This is a genomic window from Pseudomonas abieticivorans, from assembly GCF_023509015.1.
Lineage (GTDB): Bacteria > Pseudomonadota > Gammaproteobacteria > Pseudomonadales > Pseudomonadaceae > Aquipseudomonas > Aquipseudomonas abieticivorans.
The window spans coordinates 6,420,063-6,438,755 of the sequence record NZ_CP094975.1 but is presented as its reverse complement, the minus strand read 5'-3'; the positions used below and the strand labels follow the sequence as shown (position 1 = coordinate 6,438,755).

General features: G+C 62.0%; 17 protein-coding genes. 11 read left to right on the top strand and 6 right to left on the bottom strand.

All coding sequences use genetic code 11. From position 1 onward, the window contains the following. Nucleotides 1-27: 27 nt before the first annotated feature. On the bottom strand, nt 28-906 hold the full coding sequence (locus tag L9B60_RS29200; protein ID WP_249674623.1) for an NAD(P)-dependent oxidoreductase: 879 nt from the start codon (nt 904-906) through the stop codon (nt 28-30). Between the two features lie 62 nt (nt 907-968). After that, on the bottom strand, nt 969-1,955 hold the full coding sequence (locus tag L9B60_RS29195) for an aminotransferase class IV (protein ID WP_249674621.1): 987 nt from the start codon (nt 1,953-1,955) through the stop codon (nt 969-971). A 287-nt stretch (nt 1,956-2,242) separates the two neighbouring features. Between L9B60_RS29195 and L9B60_RS29190 the strand changes: the two genes are divergently transcribed. The 5 genes from L9B60_RS29190 (at nt 2,243) to L9B60_RS29170 (ending at nt 5,703) form a co-directional block, all read left to right on the top strand. Then, nucleotides 2,243-3,118 (top strand): NAD(P)-dependent oxidoreductase, encoded by an 876-nt coding sequence (locus tag L9B60_RS29190; protein ID WP_249674620.1) that lies wholly within the window; start codon nt 2,243-2,245, stop codon nt 3,116-3,118. Between the two features lie 159 nt (nt 3,119-3,277). After that, nucleotides 3,278-3,502 (top strand): hypothetical protein, encoded by a 225-nt coding sequence (locus L9B60_RS29185; RefSeq protein WP_249674618.1) that lies wholly within the window; start codon nt 3,278-3,280, stop codon nt 3,500-3,502. Nucleotides 3,503-3,570: 68 nt separating this feature from the next. Next, the gene (locus L9B60_RS29180; RefSeq protein ID WP_249674617.1) at nt 3,571-3,756 is read left to right on the top strand and encodes a hypothetical protein; all 186 of its coding nucleotides are present in this window, start codon (nt 3,571-3,573) and stop codon (nt 3,754-3,756) included. Beyond that, nucleotides 3,749-4,051: an SGNH/GDSL hydrolase family protein gene (locus tag L9B60_RS29175; RefSeq protein WP_249674615.1), complete on the top strand. Its 303-nt coding sequence runs from the start codon at nt 3,749-3,751 to the stop codon at nt 4,049-4,051. Before L9B60_RS29180 ends, L9B60_RS29175 begins: the two co-directional genes overlap by 8 nt. A 281-nt stretch (nt 4,052-4,332) precedes the next feature. Next, nucleotides 4,333-5,703 carry a cytosine permease gene (locus tag L9B60_RS29170; protein WP_249674614.1) on the top strand — a complete coding sequence of 457 codons (1,371 nt, stop codon included), beginning with the start codon at nt 4,333-4,335 and terminating at the stop codon, nt 5,701-5,703. Nucleotides 5,704-5,797: 94 nt separating this feature from the next. On the opposite strand, the gene L9B60_RS29165 is transcribed toward L9B60_RS29170, so the two are convergent. Further along, on the bottom strand, nt 5,798-6,913 hold the full coding sequence (locus L9B60_RS29165) for an AraC family transcriptional regulator (RefSeq protein WP_249674612.1): 1,116 nt from the start codon (nt 6,911-6,913) through the stop codon (nt 5,798-5,800). A gap of 548 nt (nt 6,914-7,461) precedes the next feature. On the opposite strand from L9B60_RS29165, the gene L9B60_RS29160 reads away from it, so the two are divergent. From L9B60_RS29160 to L9B60_RS29140, 5 genes are all read left to right on the top strand, one after another. Next, the gene (locus L9B60_RS29160) at nt 7,462-8,955 is read left to right on the top strand and encodes an APC family permease (protein ID WP_249674610.1); all 1,494 of its coding nucleotides are present in this window, start codon (nt 7,462-7,464) and stop codon (nt 8,953-8,955) included. 187 nt (nt 8,956-9,142) lie between these two features. Further along, nucleotides 9,143-9,784 carry a TetR/AcrR family transcriptional regulator gene (locus L9B60_RS29155; protein ID WP_249674609.1) on the top strand — a complete coding sequence of 214 codons (642 nt, stop codon included), beginning with the start codon at nt 9,143-9,145 and terminating at the stop codon, nt 9,782-9,784. A 108-nt stretch (nt 9,785-9,892) separates the two neighbouring features. Next, nucleotides 9,893-10,921 carry an AraC family transcriptional regulator gene (locus L9B60_RS29150; RefSeq protein WP_249674608.1) on the top strand — a complete coding sequence of 343 codons (1,029 nt, stop codon included), beginning with the start codon at nt 9,893-9,895 and terminating at the stop codon, nt 10,919-10,921. A 133-nt stretch (nt 10,922-11,054) separates the two neighbouring features. Further along, the gene (locus L9B60_RS29145) at nt 11,055-12,359 is read left to right on the top strand and encodes an alginate export family protein (RefSeq protein WP_249674607.1); all 1,305 of its coding nucleotides are present in this window, start codon (nt 11,055-11,057) and stop codon (nt 12,357-12,359) included. Nucleotides 12,360-12,540: 181 nt separating this feature from the next. Next, nucleotides 12,541-13,440 carry a phytanoyl-CoA dioxygenase family protein gene (locus tag L9B60_RS29140; RefSeq protein ID WP_249674605.1) on the top strand — a complete coding sequence of 300 codons (900 nt, stop codon included), beginning with the start codon at nt 12,541-12,543 and terminating at the stop codon, nt 13,438-13,440. A gap of 285 nt (nt 13,441-13,725) precedes the next feature. On the opposite strand, the gene L9B60_RS29135 is transcribed toward L9B60_RS29140, so the two are convergent. The 3 genes from L9B60_RS29135 to L9B60_RS29125 form a co-directional block, all read right to left on the bottom strand. Then, complete coding sequence (locus L9B60_RS29135; RefSeq protein WP_249674604.1) at nt 13,726-14,769, bottom strand: alpha/beta fold hydrolase; 1,044 nt, start codon at nt 14,767-14,769, stop codon at nt 13,726-13,728. A gap of 50 nt (nt 14,770-14,819) precedes the next feature. Then, a complete protein-coding gene (locus L9B60_RS29130; RefSeq protein ID WP_249674602.1) occupies nt 14,820-16,463 on the bottom strand; it encodes a flavin-containing monooxygenase in 1,644 nt (547 codons plus the stop codon). 155 nt (nt 16,464-16,618) lie between these two features. Continuing rightward, nucleotides 16,619-17,536 carry a helix-turn-helix domain-containing protein gene (locus tag L9B60_RS29125; protein ID WP_249674601.1) on the bottom strand — a complete coding sequence of 306 codons (918 nt, stop codon included), beginning with the start codon at nt 17,534-17,536 and terminating at the stop codon, nt 16,619-16,621. Nucleotides 17,537-17,772: 236 nt separating this feature from the next. On the opposite strand from L9B60_RS29125, the gene L9B60_RS29120 reads away from it, so the two are divergent. Then, the gene (locus L9B60_RS29120) at nt 17,773-18,651 is read left to right on the top strand and encodes an alpha/beta hydrolase (protein ID WP_249674599.1); all 879 of its coding nucleotides are present in this window, start codon (nt 17,773-17,775) and stop codon (nt 18,649-18,651) included. Nucleotides 18,652-18,693: the final 42 nt, after the last annotated feature.

Sequence of the window (18,693 nt, the reverse complement as noted above, 5' to 3'; positions counted from 1 at the left end):
GATGTGCGCTCTCTGGCTGGACGTTGTTCAGGGTTGCATGGCTTTGTAGACGGCGGCGATGTCTTGGTCGCCCATGCCGGCGGCTTGGGCCAGGCGGCAGTAGGCCAGATAGGCATCGGTGCTGGCGTGGGGCACCTTGGCGCTGACCAAGGCATCGAGCACCACCTCTTGGCCGGCGACGTGGACATCCACCGAGGCCTGTTCGCCGCCGTATTGGCCGGTGGTGATGCGCTGGGCGGCGGTATCGATGCCATCCACCAGCATGTCGGTCATGATCGATGACAGCGCCTTGAAGGCGTCCACCGATACGCCGGCGCTTGCAGCCAGTACCGCGCCTTCGAGCCAGGCGGCGAAGGCGCCGAAATAGAAAGCGTAAAGCGCCAGGTAGGTCGGGGTACAGGCTTGCGGGTCGGCGCCCAGGTAGCGTGGATTGCCTGCCAGGATCTTCAGGGTCTGCTCGTGCAGCTCCCAGGCTTGCGGGCTGCCGGAATACAGGATGGCGGTATGGGCCGCGCCAATGTCCTTGGGATAGCAGAGGATGCCGCCATCCAGATACTGCGCGTTGTGTTCGTCGGCCCAGCGTGCAAGGCGTTCGACATCGGCAACGGTGCCGGTGCTCATGTTGACCAGCGTCTTGCCGCCCAGGTCGAAGGTCGGCCCGAGGCGCTGCAGTACGGCTTCGGATGCAGCCTTGTCGATCATGCAGATGATGATCAGATCGCTGGCCAGCAGTGCCGATTGGACATCTGCCGCCAGGCTCGCACCGGCTTGCACCAAGGGCGCCGCGCGTTCGGCGCTGCGGTTCCACACGGTGACCGCGCAGCCTGCTAGCAACAGCGTCTGGGCAAGCACGCCGCCCATGGCACCGAGGCCCAGGACGCTGACGGATGGATTGGCTAGGGACATGGACATTCCTCTGCGAGTAAGTGGCGGCGGCCTAGGGGCCGGCCGCCGGGTGGCAGCTCGGATCAAGCCGTGGCGGGTGTGTCATAGTCAACCGCGGTACCCAACCAGCCGTCCCAGCGCTTGGTCCAGTACAGGTTGTGCAGTTGGGTAGTCAGTTCACCTGGGCCAGCCTTGCCGCCCAGCACGCGTTCGTCGACGCTGTTGATTGGCATCACGCCACCGGCGGTGGAGGTCAAGAACGCCTCGTCGGCGTTAAGCAGTTGCTCGACGTGCACGCGTTCCACGTGCAGTGGCAGGCCCAGTTCGTCGGCCAGTTCCAGGGTGGTCTTGCGGGTGATGCCCTCCAGGCACCCGGAGTCGGGGGTGTACAGCGCGCCATCCTTGATCAGGAAGATGTTCGAGCCCGGGGCTTCGGTGAGGTAGCCATCGGCATCACACAACACCGACCACTCTTTGTGCGCCGCCTGGGCTTCGAACAGGGACAACTTGAGGTCCATCCAGTGGAAGTTCTTGGCGGTAGGGTCCACAGCCTTGGGTGGGATACGAATGAACAACTTGCTGACCAGCACGTCCAGGCCACGGGCGCGTTGTTCGTCATCGCTGATGAACACGTAAGGCACCACGAAGGCGTAGAAGCGGTTTTCATAGGCCGCAGGGTTGATGCGGTCTTTGCCATCGGGCATGAAACCACGGGTCACGGCCCACCAGACATAGGCTTCCTTGGTGCCCGCCTGCTTGATCAGGTTTTCGAGGATTTCGACGGTTTGTGCCTGGGTGTAGGGGTTGGTCAGCTGGAACTTGCGGCAGGCGCTTTCGAAACGCGCCAGGTGGTCTTCGAGGCGAAACAGGTAGCCCTTGCTGACGCTGACCACGTCGTAGCAGGCATCGGCCTGGGTGAAGCCCAGGTCCGACATCGGGATGGCAGCGTTGTCGATGTCCACGTACGTGCCGTGGATGAAAGCCGAGCCGTGACCGTATTGGGGCTCGTGTGCCAACCGGACGTGCGCCGGGTCGTTCAACATGATGTGGTCTGCTTTGATGATGGTCATCGCTCGCTCTCGCTTAATGGATGAAATGAAAGCCTTGGGCGTTGCGCCCGGCCCTGATGGCTGTGGCCCTATGTTAGGGGCGCCGCAGCAGCCGCCAACAGGTGAGCAAGGGCCAACTTTGCAAGGTAGTGAGGCCAGCTTGCCGTTAGCGGCGACGAGGGCGCGGGTGTCCCGCCAGGGTCATTTTCTTGGCCGCTAATCACCTTTTTTGCGCACCGCAGCATGCCTAGAGTCTTGGCTGGCCGGCGCACTGGCGCCGACGCCTACCACTTGAAGGGAAATGCGCCATGAAACAGTTAAACGTGACGTTCATCGGGCTTGGGCAAATGGGCGTGGCGCTGGTACCGCCTTTTATCGACGCAGGCCATAAGGTGACGGTGTGGAACCGCTCGATCGCCAAGGCCGAACCGTTGGTGGCCCTGGGGGCGGTGGCGCAGGCCAGTTTTGTCGAGGCGCTCAAGGCCTCCCAGCTGATCATCGTGTGCCTGTCCGATTACACCAGCAGCAATGCCTTGTTTCTGCAGGACGACATCGCGCCCTTGCTCAACGGCAAGACCCTGGTGCAATTCACCACCGGCGATGCTAGGCAGGCACTGGCCGGTGCACAGTGGGCGGCGGAAATCGGCCTGCATTATCTGGACGGTGCCATCATGGATTACCCCACCAAGGTCGGCACGCCGGACTGCATGCTGCTGGTCTCGGGCCCCAAGGCCACTTGGGACAATTGCTCGGACGAGATGATGCTGCTGGGCGGGCGGATGACCTACGTCGGCGAGAACCCAGGCGCCTCCAACGTGCTCGACGGCACGCTGCTGACCATGTACTACGGCAATACGTTCGCCCTGATGCAAAGCGCGGCGATGCTCCAGGCCGAGCACCTCGACATCAAGGATTTCGCTACCGCCCTGCAAGCGTTCAAACCGGTGATCGAAAGCGCCTGGGCGCGCACCATCAAGGCCATCGACAGTCAGGACTATTCCGGCAACGAAGCCTCGATCCACGTTCACTCGTTAGGTGTCCAGTCACTGGTCGACCGGGCGAAGAACGTGGGTGTCGAACATAGCCTGTTGAAGTTGTTTTCGGGCTACGTAGACCAGGCGGTGAGCAAGGGTCACGAAGCGGACGAATTGCCGGCCGCTTACGAAGCCTTTCGTCCGCGTTAGTCGTCCGCGCCGCGCAAAGATGGCCTCCAATCACCTGTTGGCCATGCGCGGCGCAGGCATAATCTGCCCATGGACAGTCACCGCCGCGCGACGTGACTGTCTGCAAAACAATCATGAGTCCATGGAAATCCTGCCCTTTCCAGTTTCAGGAGTACCGTAATGCGTGATGCATCCTGCGTTCATTTACTGGGCGATCATTCGTTCTTGATAGACGAATCCATTGGCGATCTCGATCTTGATCTGGTGAAGAGCCTGGTGGCGCTGCAGTCCGCTGAAAACCTCGTCGACGAGACCAGTCAGCCAGTGGGTTCAATTCTCGTCACGGCGGCCGGCTGGTTCATCTTCGGCTTGGCGCTGTGGGCTCTGGTGGGCTTCTACGTCTGATGACACCCCCCATCACTTCATCGGCATTATCCCAAGCCTCACGCTGGACGGCGTCCTGGCGGGCGGCAATGCAATCATTGAACGATCCACTGGTCGCCTATCCCTATGCAGTGCCGCGGCTCGATGGGCTGACCTTGCGCCAGTCGGTGAGACTGCGCAGCTGCGGCAGCGCCATGCGCGTGTGGCTGTCAAATCAATATGGCTTGCGGCCGATCCATATCGGCGCCGCGCATATGGCCCCGGCAGGTGCGTGACCGCGCCAGAGGTTATGGCCTGAAGGTGTACGCGGGCACCTTGACGCCTACCGGCGGAACGACTGGGTTGTTCGATTATTTCTCGGCGAGCGGTGAGTCCCATCGGCAAGCCGTCAACCACTGGTTGCGAAATGGCGCGGGCCTGGATGGCATCGCTGATTTCGATGCGGCGTTGAGTGACCCAACCGAGCCGACCAGGCTGGATGCCAGATTCGATAGCGGTGACCACCTGCATCTCAACGACTGCGGTTACAAGGTCATGGCGGATACGGTGGTCGCCATGTTCCAGCGCTGAAGATGGCTGCATCGATGCAGCCTGGCAAAGGCCTCGATCAACCGTCCAAGCCTTTGCTTTTGTTATCGGAGCTGCGGCGTCAGCATGCTGAAAATTGACCACGGCGCACCTGTTTGCCTGGCATGACTTGCTCATAATCGACCCAGGTTTTTTCAACGATTTAGAAGGATGTGGACATGAGTCATTCGGATACAGAGGTGAGCGCCGTCACCGCTCGTGAGGCCCTTGCAGGGCGCTTGCCTGTTCAGGGGGGCGATCGTCTCTATAAAGGATTCGGCTCATTGGTCGCGGCATGCGTCGCCATCGGCGCGGCCAGTTTCAATTACCTTTTCGGCGCCTCCATTGCTTATATCGGCAATACCAGCATCGGCATCGTTGGCTATCTGATCGGTTTGATCGTTGGGCTGGCGCCGGTGTACCTGGCTTCAGGGCTGATCAGCTACCGCCTGGGGGTCGATCCGGTGGATGCGTCCAAAAGCTCGATGGGTACCCGCGGCTCGTCGCTGCTGCTGGCGTTGATCCTGGTCACCACCCTGGGCTGGGCGTTTGTGCTGATCGCCATGACCGGGCAGGCCGCTGGCCGGCTGCAGCAAATCCTGTTCAACCCCGGTGGCGAGATCGATAACGGCTTTGTTGCCGCGGTTTCAGTGTCGATGCTTTTGCTGGTCTGGGTACTGCTGAAGAAAGGCCCGGCGATGATCGCCTTGCTGACGCGCTTTACCTCGCCGGCGATTCTGATCATCGCCTGCGTGCTGCTGTATCTGATTACCCGTGACGTCAGCCTTACTACGCTGCTGCATACCAACGTGGATCCCAAGCAAGCCTATGCCACCGATCCATTGCTGCAGTTGGCCTACGGTGTCGAGTTCGGGGCGTCCAACGCGCTGACCAGCGTGCCGTTCTTCGGCGGTATTGCGCGGCTGATCCACAAGCGCAAGCACCTGATTACCCCCTCGCTGGTCGGTGCCGGTGTCATCGGTGCCGGATTTACTTCGGCGGTCGGCGCCCTGGCGGCGATTGCCACCGGCTCCACCGAGCCGGCCGAATGGGTCGTCAAGACCGCCGGTAACGGGCTGGGCACGGTCATCGTCTCCTTGTTGCTGCTGGCTAACCTGGGCACTTTACTCAGCTTCTTCTACTTTGCCGGGGTGTCGGTACAGCAGGTGCGTTTCTTTGCCAAGATGCGCTGGGATCTGATCGTCGCCATCTTGTTGCTGCCAGGCCTGGTGGTTGCGTTCAACACGCAATGGCTGATCGGTCATGTGATGAACTGGCTGGCCTACAACAGCGCCATGTTCGTCGGTATCGCCGCGGTGATGCTCACCGATTACGTCCTGCTGCGTCGCCAAGTGGTGTTACCGGCGCATCTGTTCGTCAAAGATCAGCAGAGTGCCTACTGGTTCTGGGGCGGGGTCAATTGGGTGGCCATGCTGATCATCGTGCTGGGTGTGGTGGTCTACCTGATGCTGTTCGATCCGTTGTCCCTGCAGGTCGGGCCGACGTTCCGGTATGTGGGTGCTTCCATTCCGACGTTGGTGATCTGTATCGCTGCTTACTACCTGTTGATGCGCCTGGTGATCGCCACGAGCTATCGCGGTGGCTATCGCAACGTCAGGCAGTTGGCCGAGAAGAAGGTGAGGGTAGGGCTGTAAGCCGCGGTTGCTCAGCGTTGCAAACGACAAAGGCGTTCATATGAACGCCTTTGTCGTTGATGCGCCGACGGTGGCGGCGCTGTGGCGGAGTTGATCAGGCGTGGGCGTGAATCCGCGTAGCGGTATTGGTGCCAGGCAGGGTGAAGGCCGGCGGCATGCTCCAGTCGATCTCGCGGTTCTGCGAGCGGAAGGCGCGTGGCGCGGTACCGGTCCAGCGCTTGAAGGCGTGGCGAAAGTTGGCGGCGTCACTGTAGCTGAGCTTCTCGGAAATCGCCTCGGTGGTCAGGGGTGTATCGAGCAGGTAGCGGATGGCGAGTTTCTTGCGCACATCTTCAAGGATCAGGTTGTAGGAGCTGCCCACGGCTTCGAGCTTGCGCCGCAGGGTGCGCGGCGACAGGTGCAGGCGCGAGGCGACTTCGGGCAGCGGCGGGATGCGGCTTGGCGAGGCCAGGAGCATCTTCTGGATCTGGTAGCAGAGGTCGTAGCGCTGGCTGAGTCCACGCAACTGTGCGCTGCACAGCGCCTTGCACGACTGGTGGGTCATGGCGTGGGATTGCGGCAAAGGCTGATCGACATAGTGGCTGCTGAAACTGATGCAGTTGGCCACGCAGTTGACCTGCACCGGGACGCCCAAGGCCTGGGAAATGCCCTGCGCATCGACTGCCTCGGCATTGAGGTTGAGGCGCAACGCCTGAGCCTTGAAACCATGCCCAAGCATATCGCCGAGCAGGGTGAGGATCTTCGTGGTCTCCAGCAGGGTCGAGAAGTATTTCTCGGTCCCCAGCAAGGCGAAGTTTTCGCGCAGGTACAGATGCGCGACCTCGCCATCCACTTCCAGGTGCAGCTGGTGCTTGAGGTTGGCCAGCAGCCCGAAGTGATTGGCGATGTCCAGGGCTTCGCGCAACGAGGCGCTGCTGAGCAGGGTAAGGCCGAGCATGCCGTAGGCGGTCAGATGCATCTGTTGCCCCACCCGCAAGGCCAGCAACGGTTCCTGGCGATCATGGCAGCAGCTTGTCAGGGCGCCCAGCCATTGGCTCAGGGACAGGCGTGTGGCGGGGTCGTCGACCGCTTCGGCGTGCAGGCCGTTGAGTGCAAGCACCGACATAAGGGCCGCGCGCCCGTCGCTGTGCCGGGCCAACAGCGCCTGCAATTCGACGGTAGAGAAGACGCGGTCTTCAGGAGTGATGGGTGAAGCTTGCACTGACACCATTGTAGGGCCCTCATCGGCTAGCCAAGTCGTTCCAGGACGGCGCGCGACGGCGGCGCCGGGGTGGGACATTGCAGGTAACGTGGTCTTGGCAGGCCGGGGATCATCGAGGTGGTGCAAGTGCAGCACGGCAAGTGGGTGGTTGTCGCTGCGCCTGAATTCGTAGCGATCAGGTCGTGCGACCTATAAAACACGGTCGATTGACCTAAGTCAACTTTTTCAGCGCCCGTATGTCGTGCCGGTCGCGGATAGATACGTCCGTATATCCGCCGGTGTTTCGCCGCCGCTTGCACAACTATATGCTCAGCGGGAGGGATTGCCGGGCAGGACAATCGATCCCCCAAAATGACCCTTCGGCACCTGTTTGGCCAACGCGCCGGGCCCTACTTTTAGCACCCACGAGGTTCCCGTTTTGGGGCCGAGTCATCCGCTTTATGCGCACGCTAGCTCCTTGCATCGCGTGGGCATTTACCTCTCAGGGCCAACAGAAGGGCTATCCGGTGAGTACGACAAACAATCTCTCCAATCTCCACCCAGACGGTGTGCCGAGGATGGCCACTGAAAACATCAGCCAGGTATTCACCCCCGGCGCCGGTGCGCCCTTGGATGGCCATCGCGCGGTCGAACTGGTCAATGCCGGTCTCGAAGGCGACATGGGGCTGTTCCGGCTGATGGGGGCGGTACTGGCCTTCGCGGCGCCGTTGGTGACCGTGGCTGGCTACATTTCCATCATCGTCATGTTCGGCGGCATCGGTGCTCCGGCGGTCTACCTCTCCGGGCTAGTGCTGGTAGGGATCTTTGCGGCCGGCTTTACCGCCATGAGTCGCTTCCTGCCCAACCCGGGCGCGTACTATGCCTACATCACCGCTGGCCTTGGCCGGGTAGCAGGGCTGGGCTCGGCGTTCCTCGCGGTGTTCACCTACCTGATGATGTCGGCCTGCACCTACACCTTCTTTGGCATTTCGGCCTCGACCCTGGTGGCGAGCACCTTGGGTGGCCCGGTGATCGAGTGGTACTGGTACGCCATTGTCATCTGGGCGGTCGTCGGCTACTGCGGTTATCTGAAACTCGAAGTGTCGTCGCACCTGCTGGTGGTGGCGATGGTCATCGAGTTGGCGGTGATCTCGGTGTTCGACATCGCCGTGCTGATCAACGGCGGGCCGGAAGGGCGCTCCATGGAGCCGTTCACCTGGCACGCACTGACCGGCGGCCAGTTCGGCCTGGCCATGTTGTTCGCCGTGCTGTGCTTCAACGGCTTTGAAGCCACCGCGGTGTTCCGGGAAGAAACCAAGAACCCCGAGCGCACCATCCCGCGGGCCACGGGCCTGGTGGTGGCGTTGATCGGCTTGTTCTTCGCGGGGTCTGCCTGGGTGATGGTGACGGCCTATGGCGTGAGCCATGCGGCTGAAGTGGCCACCAACAACACCGTCGGCATGTTCCCGGATGCCATGGGCAAGTACGTGGGCCAGTTTGGCGTGAACCTGGCGGCGGTGCTGGTGGTGACGTCGATCTTCGCCGGCTTGCTGTGCATGCAGAACATCATGTCACGCTACCTGTACTCGCTGGGCATGGACGGCGCGCTGCCCAAGCTGTTGGCCAAAGTGCACCCGCGCAACAAATCGCCGTACATGGGCTCCCTGGTTGCCACCCTGATCGTCGCCTTGCTGGAAGTGCCGTTCATTTTCAACGGTGCCGATCCTGCCACCCTCTACGCGCATCAATCCGGCGTGGGCGCCTATGGCTACCTGACCTTGATGCTAATCACCAGCGTGTCGATCGCCGTGTACTTCCTGCGTAAACCTGCGCCGGTGAAAGTCTCGCGGCTGCGCACCTTCGTCGCGCCGGTTGGCGCCGCGCTGGGCCTGGGCTACGTGTTCTACCTTGCCGTGACCAACTTCGAAACCTTGGTCGGTGTCACGGGCAGCGACGCGGTGGCACTGCAATGGGCCATCTGGGCGGTACCGGTCATTGGCATGCTGCTGGCGCTGTACCTGCGGGCCGCCAAGCCGGATTCCTACCGCCGTATCGGTCGCCAGGACCTGTAGAGCCTGGGCATCGGCAGACCAGGCCGGCCGCTCTAGTTAATAGGTCGGTTGACCTTGGTTTGCCCAGTTCAGTACACTCCAAGCATATCCGGGCGGCTAACCGGCACGATGCCCATAGCCGCAGGGTTGCGCCCACCGCTCTGCGGCAGGCATTCTGTGTTACCGGCTATTGCTATGGAGCATGTCAATGTTGAGTGAAGTTTCGCGAGCCGAGTCGCTGTTCGAGCGTACTGCCAGCCCCCGCGAGAAAAAACGCGTGCAGCGCATCGAGGATATTATCGATACCGCCGCCCTGATTTTCGTACGCGATGGCTATGCGCAGTTCTCCGCACGCCGGGTTGCCAGCGAAATGGGCATCAGCCTGAGCAACCTCCAACATTACTGCGGCACCACTGAGAATCTCTTGCTGTCGATGATCCGCGCCAAGATCGAAGTCTTCGTGACCCAGTTCGTCGCCATCGCCAGTGACACCTCGCGCAGCCCCGAGGAGCGCCTGGTAGATGTAATCGAGCAGGACATGGAAGCTGCGCGTGATCCGTGGATCGCTTCGTTTTCCTTCCAGAGCTGGGCCCTGGCTGAACACGATCAAGCGATTGGCGAGCACCTGACCGTCATTTACGAGACGTTTTGCCGAGTGATGGCGCAGTTGATCCTGGAGGTTAATCCGCAACTGAGCGCGTCCCGCGCAGAGGTCTTCGCCGTGCTGATCGCGTCGCAGATCGAAGGGCTGTTGTTCTACCACAAACACACCAATGCCCTGAAACAAAACTGGAAAGAGACCGTCGACACCACCTTGGCCATGTGGCTGATGATGATTCGCGCCGGCTAAGCGAACCCTCTCGGCCATCACTCCCCGCTTTTAGGTCACTGCTCACCTGTTGGTACCGCCGGCCCAGGCTTTATGCTCAAGGCCGAATCGGACTTGCGGGTGTGCACCATGGCTACCTCTGACCACTACATCGATCGCCTGGCAACCTTGCATTTCATTGCCTTGGTCAATGCCTTCGTCGCCGAGTCGGGGCATGCGACCGAGCCCCTCTTGCAGGGCACCCAGTTGGTGGCCGATGACCTGCGCGCTGGCGACAAATTGATCTCGGTGGAACAGGAATGCGTGATCTTGCGCAACGCCCAGCGCCTGACCCAGGCCCAGCACCTGGGATTGGAGTTGGGGCATCGTTGCCGCCTGGCCGCCTATGGCGTGTTTGGCTTCACCTTGTTGTCCAGCCGCGACCTGCGTTCGGCCCTGGAGCTGTTTTTCGAATACCCCTTGCCGTTGGGCACCGGCTTCGAACTGCGCCTGGTGCAGGAGCAGGGCACGGCCTGGCTGAACGTCGACGCGACGTTCGATATCGAAGACCAATTGCGCTGGCTGGCCATCGAGTTCTCGCTGACGGCGCTGCAGAGCGTGATGGCCGACCTGCTATACCAGCCGCTGCCGCTGACGGCGATCAATATCGGCTTTGCCTGCGAACCTGAGTGCGAGGCTTACCGGCAGTACTTCGACTGCCCGGTGACGTTCGACGTTACCCGACCAACCAGCCTGTCATTCGATGCTGCGTGGCTGGAGCAGCCCTTGCCGTGTGCCAACCCCACGGCCCACAGTGAAATGAAAGCCCACTGCTCGGTGCTCAAGTCCCACCTGGAAAGCCCGCGCGATTTTCTTGCCAGCGTGAAATCGGCCATCTGCGCAGGCTTCGATACCTCGCCGTCGCTGAGCAATGTCGCCACCACCATGGCCTGTTCCAGCAAGACCTTGCAACGCCACTTGCGCGCAGCCGGCACCAGCTTCAACGAATTGCTGTGCGAGGCGCGTTATCAACGCGCGCAGGAGTTGCTGTCGCGGCAGATACCGGTCGCCAGGATTGCCGAGAACCTTGGTTTCAGCGAGGCCGCGGCCTTTCGCCGGGCGTTCCAGCGCTGGAGTGGATGCACCCCTTCGCAATACCGATTGCAGGTCAAGCACTGAGTCGGCGGTGTCTTCGACGATCCCCCTTTTTGACCTGTTTGCGCCTTCAGCCCAATGCCCCCAGCCCCGACAATCGGTTTCAAGCGGCCAGCATCGGTCGCGGTTCCGATCACGCTAATGGGGGAGAGCAGTCATGAAGTTTTCAGCAGGTTGTATCGCGGCCGGAGTAGGGGCGCTGTACGCGAGTTCGAGTTTTGCGCTCGACAGTTTCCAGATCGGTGATGTACTGGTCGAACCCAGCGTTACGGTGGGCGCAGCCTACCTCTACGATAAGCATCAGGCCTTTGGCGGGCGCACCAGTTACATCGGTTTGCCCGTGGATCGTTCCTCCAGTCGCTTCGAAGGCTTTGTGCTCCCGGGCCTCAAGATCACCGGCCCGCAAACCGCTTACGGCAGTTTCTTTGGCGGCGTCTCGGCAGTCGGCGCCATGACCCGCGGTGGCAGCGACGCGGCCGGCCTGACCCGTGACGATCCGGAGCGCGTGAGCCTGGAAACAGCCTTCGCCGGCTGGAAGAGCGGTGACGTGTTCTCAGGCCTGGGCAAGGACGCAATCACCTTGAGCGCTGGCAAGCAGACCTTCATGGTCGGCGATGGTTTTCTGGTGGGCGACGGCCATGCCGACCAGGGCAAGGACGCCGCCGCCTGGATCGGGCCGCGTACCGCGTTCAGCAATACCCTGATCGCCCAGCTCAACACCGGCAAGGTGCACGCCGACCTGTTCGACCTGCGCGCCAACGCCAACACGGACTACTTCGACTACCACGAGCACCTGCGCCTGCGCGGTGCCAACCTTGAGTGGCGCGACACCTTGGGCACGCTGGGGGCCACCTATCTGCACACTGTGGACGCCGACAACGCCGCGCGCGATGGCCTGAATGTGTATGACCTGCGCGCCAAGGGCACGCCGTTCACCGCAGTGCCACAGCTTGGCCTGGCCGGTGAATACGTCTGGGAAAAAGGCGGCGAGACCAGCAAGTCCGGCCAAGGCTGGTATGCCCAGGCCAGCTACGCGTTCAGCAACCTGCCTTGGACCCCGACCCTGACCTACCGCCGCACTCAGTACAGTGATGACTACGATCCGCTGACCTACGGTTACGGCGGTCAATACGGTGACTGGTACCAGGGCGAAATCGTCGGCGAATACATGCTGTTCAACAGCAACGTGGATATCGACATGCTCAAGCTGGCGGTGGCCCCACGCCAGGATTTGACCGTTGGCCTGATGGGCTACAAGTTCCAGTTCGACACGAAGCCGGACGGCATTACCAGCCGCGATTTCGCTAAGGAAATCGACCTGTACGCCAACTGGTCGGTCACCCCGGCGCTCACCCTGAGCGCCGTGTATGGCCTGGCTACGGCGGGTGATGGGGCCAAGCAGGCGTTCGGTGACAACGCCCGCTCCAACTTGTTCGAGACGCTGGTGACCTGGACCTTCTGATCCGGCGGCTGGCGGCTGCAACGGCCACGGCAGGCACCTGCCGGCGTGGCCGTTATTCACCTGTTAATGTCTGGCGCCAACCTGTCACCCCCGTGGGCGCCATCCTATATTCGCTCGACGAAACACTTCACGTGCGCGCCGCCCAGCGTTGCGCGGTTAACCGATCCGCAAGGAATTCATCATGTCCAAGGCTTCCCTCGTTACTCTGCCAGGCAATGCGTCCGTCGAGCAGGTGGTTGAAATCATCGAGCGCGATGGCGGCGTCATCATTGCCGACTTCCTGACCGGCAGCGCCTTCCAGGAGCTCAAGCAGCAAATCGACGCGGCCCTGGACACCTCCACCTTCGGCCACGAAAACTTCTTCGTCGGCACCTCCACCCGCCGCGCCAGCCGCCTGTTCGCACGGGCCAGCCGCATGGTCGACGTGGTCCTGCACCCGTTGTACCTGGGGGCGGCGCGCAAAATCCTGCAAAAGCCGGTGTCGGTGTGGTTCGGCCACGAGCGCACCACCGTCACCCCGCAAATCCAGATCGGCATGACCCAGGCCATCGAGATTCATCCAGGCCAGGGCAAGCAGCCCTTGCACCGTGACGACACCAGTTTCTTGTGGCGCCACCCACAGTATGGCCGCGAGGCGCGTTTGCAGATCATGCTGGCGATGACCGAGTTCAGCGAAAAAACCGGTGCGACCAAGGTCATCCCGGGCAGCCACAAGTGGGATGACGAGCGTCGCCCCGAGCCTGAAGAAACCGTGGACGCCGAGATGGCGGTAGGCTCGGCCCTGCTGTTCATCGGCTCCACCTACCACGGTGGCGGTACCAACAGCAGTGACGTCGCGCGTGTGGGCCTGACCATGGGCATTGACCTGGGCTGCGTTCGCCAGGAAGAGAACCAGTACTTGTCGGTACCCTTCGACGTCCTCAAGGGCATGCCCGAAGAGGTGCAGCGCCTGTTGGGCTGGGACGCTGGCGAGAACTTCATGGGCTGGGTCGAGCATGGCGGCAAGATGGTCAGCCCGATCATCCACTTGCAAGCCGAAGACGTCGTGCGCTCCCTCGGCCTGGTGGGTGGTATGCACTAAGGTTTTGCGGCCCGATCGAAGGCAGCCTGAAGGTTGCCTTTTTTTGTGCCCGGGAGAAGTTGGCAGGCGTAAAAAAGGCGCCACGAGGGCGCCTGGAGCAATCACCTGAACCAAGGGCTTAGCCAGGTGAGCCAGGCAGGCGAGTGGAGCGTTGGTAAGGCGCTGCGCCTGCTGGCATCGACGGTAATCGATAGGGGCTATTCTAGTGGCGGGCGCTCGCGGGCACAGGTGCGTGGCGGCCAATAAAATGGGGGCGACGTCCAAAAAGCCAGGGTGCGATCCTGCTCAGCGCAACAGCACTTTCAGCTCGGCATCCACCTGTTGCAGCCAGTGGGCGTCGGCACCGAACAACCCCAAGTGGCCGAACGGGCTGTCGATGGCTTTGCAGGTCGCGCCCGCGATTAACCGTGCTTCCGCCTGGCACGCCGACGGCGGAAAATACTGGTCCTGGGTGATGGGCAGCACGACCGTCCTGGCGGTGATGCGCCCCAGTGCAGCCTGCAGATTACCCGCCGTGACATGGCTGACATCCGCACCCCGCCATTTCTCCAACATGCTAATCAACGCGTTCGGGTCCATGGGCGCGAAGTAGGGTGTCATGAAGCCTTCCACGAAGCCGGCCACGCTGTCGAAGCCCAAGGCCTTGTAGTGCTGGCCCTCGAAAAACTCCGGGCTCAAGCCATGCAGCGTCATTAACCGCGCGTGCTGTTCAAGACCCGCGCTGACGGCGGTGGAGCTCGCATAGCCGCCGCCGTTGAACTGCGGGTCCGCTCGCAAACCGTGGACGATCGCGTCGCTGATCACTTGATTGACCGCACTTGTTCGGGCAGTGCCAGCGATGGCCGCCAGGCGCTGCACCATCGACGGATAGCGCACCGCCCATTCGTAGGCTTGTTGTGCGCCCATCGAGCCGCCCATGACCAGTGCCAACTGGGTCAATCCGAAGTGTTCGGTCACCAGGCGATGCTGCGCGCTGACGTCATCGGCGATGGCGATTTTCGGAAAGTGCCCGCGTGCTTGTGGGCCCTGGGTGTTGTGCGGCGAGCTGGAGAGGCCGTTGCCGAGCTGATTGACGACGATGATGAAGTACTTGTCAGGATCGATGGCGCGCCCGGCGCCGATAAACACGTCCTGGATGATCTTGCTGGTGCCTGAATACCAGGTGGGGATCAGGATCGCGTTGTCTTTTGCGGCATTGAGCTGGCCAAAGGTGGCCACGGCCAGTTGGCAGCGGTGCAAGGTTTTGCCCGAGGCCAGTGGCAGTTCACCGATGTCCATGAGCTCATAGGGGCCGTGGATTTCCTGATTGTAATAGGCATGCGAAGTCATGGCTTTACCTGCTGCTACGGAAAAGCGCCGGCACCAGGCCGGCGTGCCGATCAGTTGATGCGAAAGTCCGCATAGGCCTGCGCGGCCACGGCGTCACAATGCTCGCGGTAGACATTGACGCCTCCCGCATAGGCCAGCAGGCGCTTGGGCTTGCCGTCGACATTGGCGCCGGTGTACCAAGAGCGGGTCTTGGCCAGCAGTGAGGTCGAGGCGGCTTCGTCGTGGTGCGCCACCCAGTGGTCCTGCTGCTCCAGCGTCGGCTCGATGGTGTTGCGCTGGTTGTTTTCCAGGAACTGAATGCAATCGGTTATCCATTCCACCTGATGCTGCAGGCAGGTCGGCGCATTGCACAGCGCGGCGCCGGGCGACAACGGCGCTGCGGTGAGGAACAGGTTGGGGAACTTGTGCACCATCAGGCCCAGGGTGGTGCGCAGGTCCTGAGCCCACTCGTCGCGCAGCAACTGCTTGGCGCGGCCGCGGATGTCGATCTGCGTCAGCGCGCCGGTGGAGGCGTCGAAGCCGGTGGCCAGGATCAATACGTCCAGTTCGTGAATGTTGCCATCGGCGGTTTGTACGCCATTTTCGACGATACGTTCGATGGGTGCCGCCTTGATGTCGACGATGCTTACATTCGGCCGCAGGAACGTCTCCAGGTAGCCTGTGTCCAGAGGCACTCGGCGGGTACCGAAGCCGTAATCGGTAGGCACCAGTTGCTTGATCAGGGCGGGATCCTTGATGCGCTCGGCCATCTTCTGCCGAACAAACGCGGACACCTCCTTGTTCACGCCCTCGTCGGTAAAAATTTCGCCATAGGAGCCGGCCCACAGCGCCAGCGAACCATCGTCCCAGAGCATCTCGAGGATCTCCCGGCGATCTTGCGGCGAGGCATCGTGATAGCTGCCGTAGGTGAAGTCGAAATCAAAGCCTACAAAGCTGTTGCGCACCTGTTGCTTGATCTCGTGGAAGCGGCTCTTGAGTGTCGCCCGATCGGCATCGGTGTAGCGTTGGTTGCGCATCGGGATGGTGTAGGGCGCGGTGCGTTGGAACACGGTCAGCGCTTGCACCTGCGGGGCGATGGTCTGGATCACTTGGATACCGGTGGCGCCAGTGCCCACGACGCCAACGCGTTTACCGGTGAAGTCCACCGGCTGCTTGGGCCAGCGCGCGGTGTGGTAGACCTCGCCCTTGAACGAGTCTTCGCCTTCGAACAGGTTCTTAAGCGGCGTCGACAGTGTGCCCGCGCAGGAGATCAGGTACTTGGCGTCGAGGGTGATGCCCTTGTCGGTCCGCACTTGCCAGCGCTCCCGGTGTTCATCGAAATCACAGGACAGCACGCGGGTGGAAAACTGGATGTCCTTGCGCAAGGCAAAGCGATCGGCAACGAAGTTCAGGTACTGCTCGGTCTCAGGTTGCGCCGGGAAGCGCTCACTCCAGTTCCAGGCATTGTTGAGCTCTTCGCTGAACCAGTATTGGTAAACGTGGCTGGGGGAATCGACCCGTGCGCCGGGGTAGCGGTTCCAGTACCAGGTACCGCCGACACCGGTGCCGGCATCGATGGCCAGAACGTTGAGCCCGGCTTCACGCAGACGGTAAAGCTGATACAGGCCGCCGATACCGGCGCCGATGATGACGGCGTCGTAGCGCTGGATATTCTGTGCAGCGGCGGGGCGGGGCGTTGATGCGGTGGTGTTCATGTAGCCTCCAAATCTTATTTTTATAGAGAGCGAAGCGTCAGCAACGGCCTGGCAATGCAGGCACCACTGAGGGGTCTTTGGTTACGCTATAGAACAGGGCAGGGGCGGTCTTGAAGGCGCCGGTGGGGTTTTTTGAATAATCGGGTGAGGCGCGCTCAGGCCCAATCGTTCGCCAGGCCATCATCGATGTCACCCGTGCGGCGGCGCAGTTGCCCAGGCGTAACCCCAAGCGTTGCCTTGAGCAGGCGGGTCATGTGCGCCTGGTCGCTGAACCCGCATTGCGCCGCGATGTCTGTCAGCGCCAGCGCGGGTTGAGCCAGCAGTGCCTGGGCGCGCTTGATCCGCGCACCCACGATGTACTGGTGCACCGGGCTGCCGGTTGCCGCTTTGAACGCCCTGGAAAACGCCCAGCTGCCCATGCCCGCCTGCTCGGCAAGGCACGCCACCGACAAGGCATCGTGCAGGTGCTCCTGGACAAACGCCTGCAGCGCGCGCAGGCGTGGGCCATCGAGCTTGGGGCGCAGGGCGTCTTCGCGGTAGTGGAGGCTTGAGTAGCGGCGCAACAAATGCACCGCCATCTGGGTGGCCAGCGCTTGGGCATACAGGGTGCCACCCAGCCCTGGCGATGCCGCTTCGGCGGTGATCGCCTTGGCCAGGCTCGCCAGCAATGGATCAGTGGTCACCAGCACGTCGTGCAAGGTGACGCTGGCCACGCTTCGGCCGGCGATGTCTTCGGCCACCTGGGTCAGCAGCGGTTGGCTGAGGTAGATATGCGAGACATCCAGCGTGTCGGCCCAGCGCCAGTGCGATTGCTGGGCAATCGACAGCAGCGACACGTCGCCTTGCGCGTAGCGCTCGCGCACCCAGTGGCTGCCCGTGCGGCGCTGCAATTGGACCGCGTGCGAGCATTGCAGCATGATCGCGAAGTGGTCCACGGGCGGCACCACCACATCGACCGCGCGCAACCGATACGAGCGCTGGATAACCCCTTGCCAGCCCAGGTTGTCGCTGCTGCCCAGGGTTTCGCCGGGCACCCACTGAGGGATCTGGTAAGGCGTGATCGAGTCGGTCATGGCAGGGATCCAGGCGGTCGGAACGCAGTATCGGGTGATGCTTGGGTTGTACATCCATCGCGTGCGCACTGAACAGGTGCGCGCCGGCCATCACGGCAGCGCGCCCCAACCTAACCACCTCGCAGGTTGCCGATTACGGCTAAGGGGATGCCCGCTGCGCTTGTATAACGCGTCAGGACTGGTGAACGTCCTGGAGAGAACCGATGCACGGCACAACAGCCCACGATCGCGTTGATATGAGCTTTGAAACAAGCGACGGCCTGACCTTGCGGGGGTGGCTGTACACGCCGCCGGGTGGCGGACCGCACCCGGCCATTGTCCTGGCCCACGGTTTTACCGCAGTCAAGGAGCAATACCTTGACCGCTATGGCGAGGCGTTCTGCCAGGCAGGCTTTGCCGCACTGGTGTTTGATAATCGCAACTTCGGTGCCAGCGAGGGCCAGCCCCGGCAAGAGGCCGATCCGGTGTTGCAGGTTCGCGACTACCGCGATGCCATTACCTATGCCAGCGCCCTGGCAACCATCGACGGCCAGCGTATCGGCGTGTGGGGGTCCAGTTACAGTGGCGGCCACGTGCTGCAGGTGGCCGCGTTTGATCGGCGGGTCAAATGCGTGGTGGCCCAGGTGCCCGACATCAGCGGCTCGATGGACGTGCGGCTGGCGATTCGCCCCGACCTGCTGCCGGGCTTGTTCGCAGCCTTTGCAGAGGACCGCCAGTCACGTTACCTGGGCAAACCGCCGATGATGCTGGACGTGGTGAACTCGGATCCGGCCAGCGATTGCGCACTGCCGGGCCAGGACGCCCATGATTTTTTCGCCCACAGTGGGCGTACCCTGGCACCCGCGTGGTGCAACCAGGTGACGCTCAAAAGCATCGAGATGCTCAATGAGTACGAGCCTGGGCGTGACATCGAGCGAATCAGCCCCACGCCACTGCTGATGATCGTGGCCAGGCAGGACACCCTGACAGTGACTGACCTGGCGTTAAAAGCCTACGAACAAGCATTGCAGCCCAAGGCGCTGGTGTTGCTGGAGGGCGGGCATTTCGACCCCTACCTCAGGTATTTCGACCCATCCAGCCAGGCGGCGGTGGAGTGGTTCCTCAAGCACCTGTAGGCGTTGTCACCTCTCAAGCCTCTGGACCTCATGGCCCCAGGG

Coding starts and splice junctions, on each gene's coding strand:
- L9B60_RS29200 (WP_249674623.1), bottom strand. CDS start 906: ATGTCCCTAGCCAATCCATCCGTCAGCGTCCTGGGCCTCGGTGCCATG.
- L9B60_RS29195 (WP_249674621.1), bottom strand. CDS start 1,955: ATGACCATCATCAAAGCAGACCACATCATGTTGAACGACCCGGCGCAC.
- L9B60_RS29190 (WP_249674620.1), top strand. CDS start 2,243: ATGAAACAGTTAAACGTGACGTTCATCGGGCTTGGGCAAATGGGCGTG.
- L9B60_RS29185 (WP_249674618.1), top strand. CDS start 3,278: ATGCGTGATGCATCCTGCGTTCATTTACTGGGCGATCATTCGTTCTTG.
- L9B60_RS29180 (WP_249674617.1), top strand. CDS start 3,571: ATGCAATCATTGAACGATCCACTGGTCGCCTATCCCTATGCAGTGCCG.
- L9B60_RS29165 (WP_249674612.1), bottom strand. CDS start 6,913: ATGGTGTCAGTGCAAGCTTCACCCATCACTCCTGAAGACCGCGTCTTC.
- L9B60_RS29160 (WP_249674610.1), top strand. CDS start 7,462: ATGGCCACTGAAAACATCAGCCAGGTATTCACCCCCGGCGCCGGTGCG.
- L9B60_RS29155 (WP_249674609.1), top strand. CDS start 9,143: ATGTTGAGTGAAGTTTCGCGAGCCGAGTCGCTGTTCGAGCGTACTGCC.
- L9B60_RS29150 (WP_249674608.1), top strand. CDS start 9,893: ATGGCTACCTCTGACCACTACATCGATCGCCTGGCAACCTTGCATTTC.
- L9B60_RS29145 (WP_249674607.1), top strand. CDS start 11,055: ATGAAGTTTTCAGCAGGTTGTATCGCGGCCGGAGTAGGGGCGCTGTAC.
- L9B60_RS29140 (WP_249674605.1), top strand. CDS start 12,541: ATGTCCAAGGCTTCCCTCGTTACTCTGCCAGGCAATGCGTCCGTCGAG.
- L9B60_RS29135 (WP_249674604.1), bottom strand. CDS start 14,769: ATGACTTCGCATGCCTATTACAATCAGGAAATCCACGGCCCCTATGAG.
- L9B60_RS29130 (WP_249674602.1), bottom strand. CDS start 16,463: ATGAACACCACCGCATCAACGCCCCGCCCCGCCGCTGCACAGAATATC.
- L9B60_RS29125 (WP_249674601.1), bottom strand. CDS start 17,536: ATGACCGACTCGATCACGCCTTACCAGATCCCTCAGTGGGTGCCCGGC.
- L9B60_RS29120 (WP_249674599.1), top strand. CDS start 17,773: ATGAGCTTTGAAACAAGCGACGGCCTGACCTTGCGGGGGTGGCTGTAC.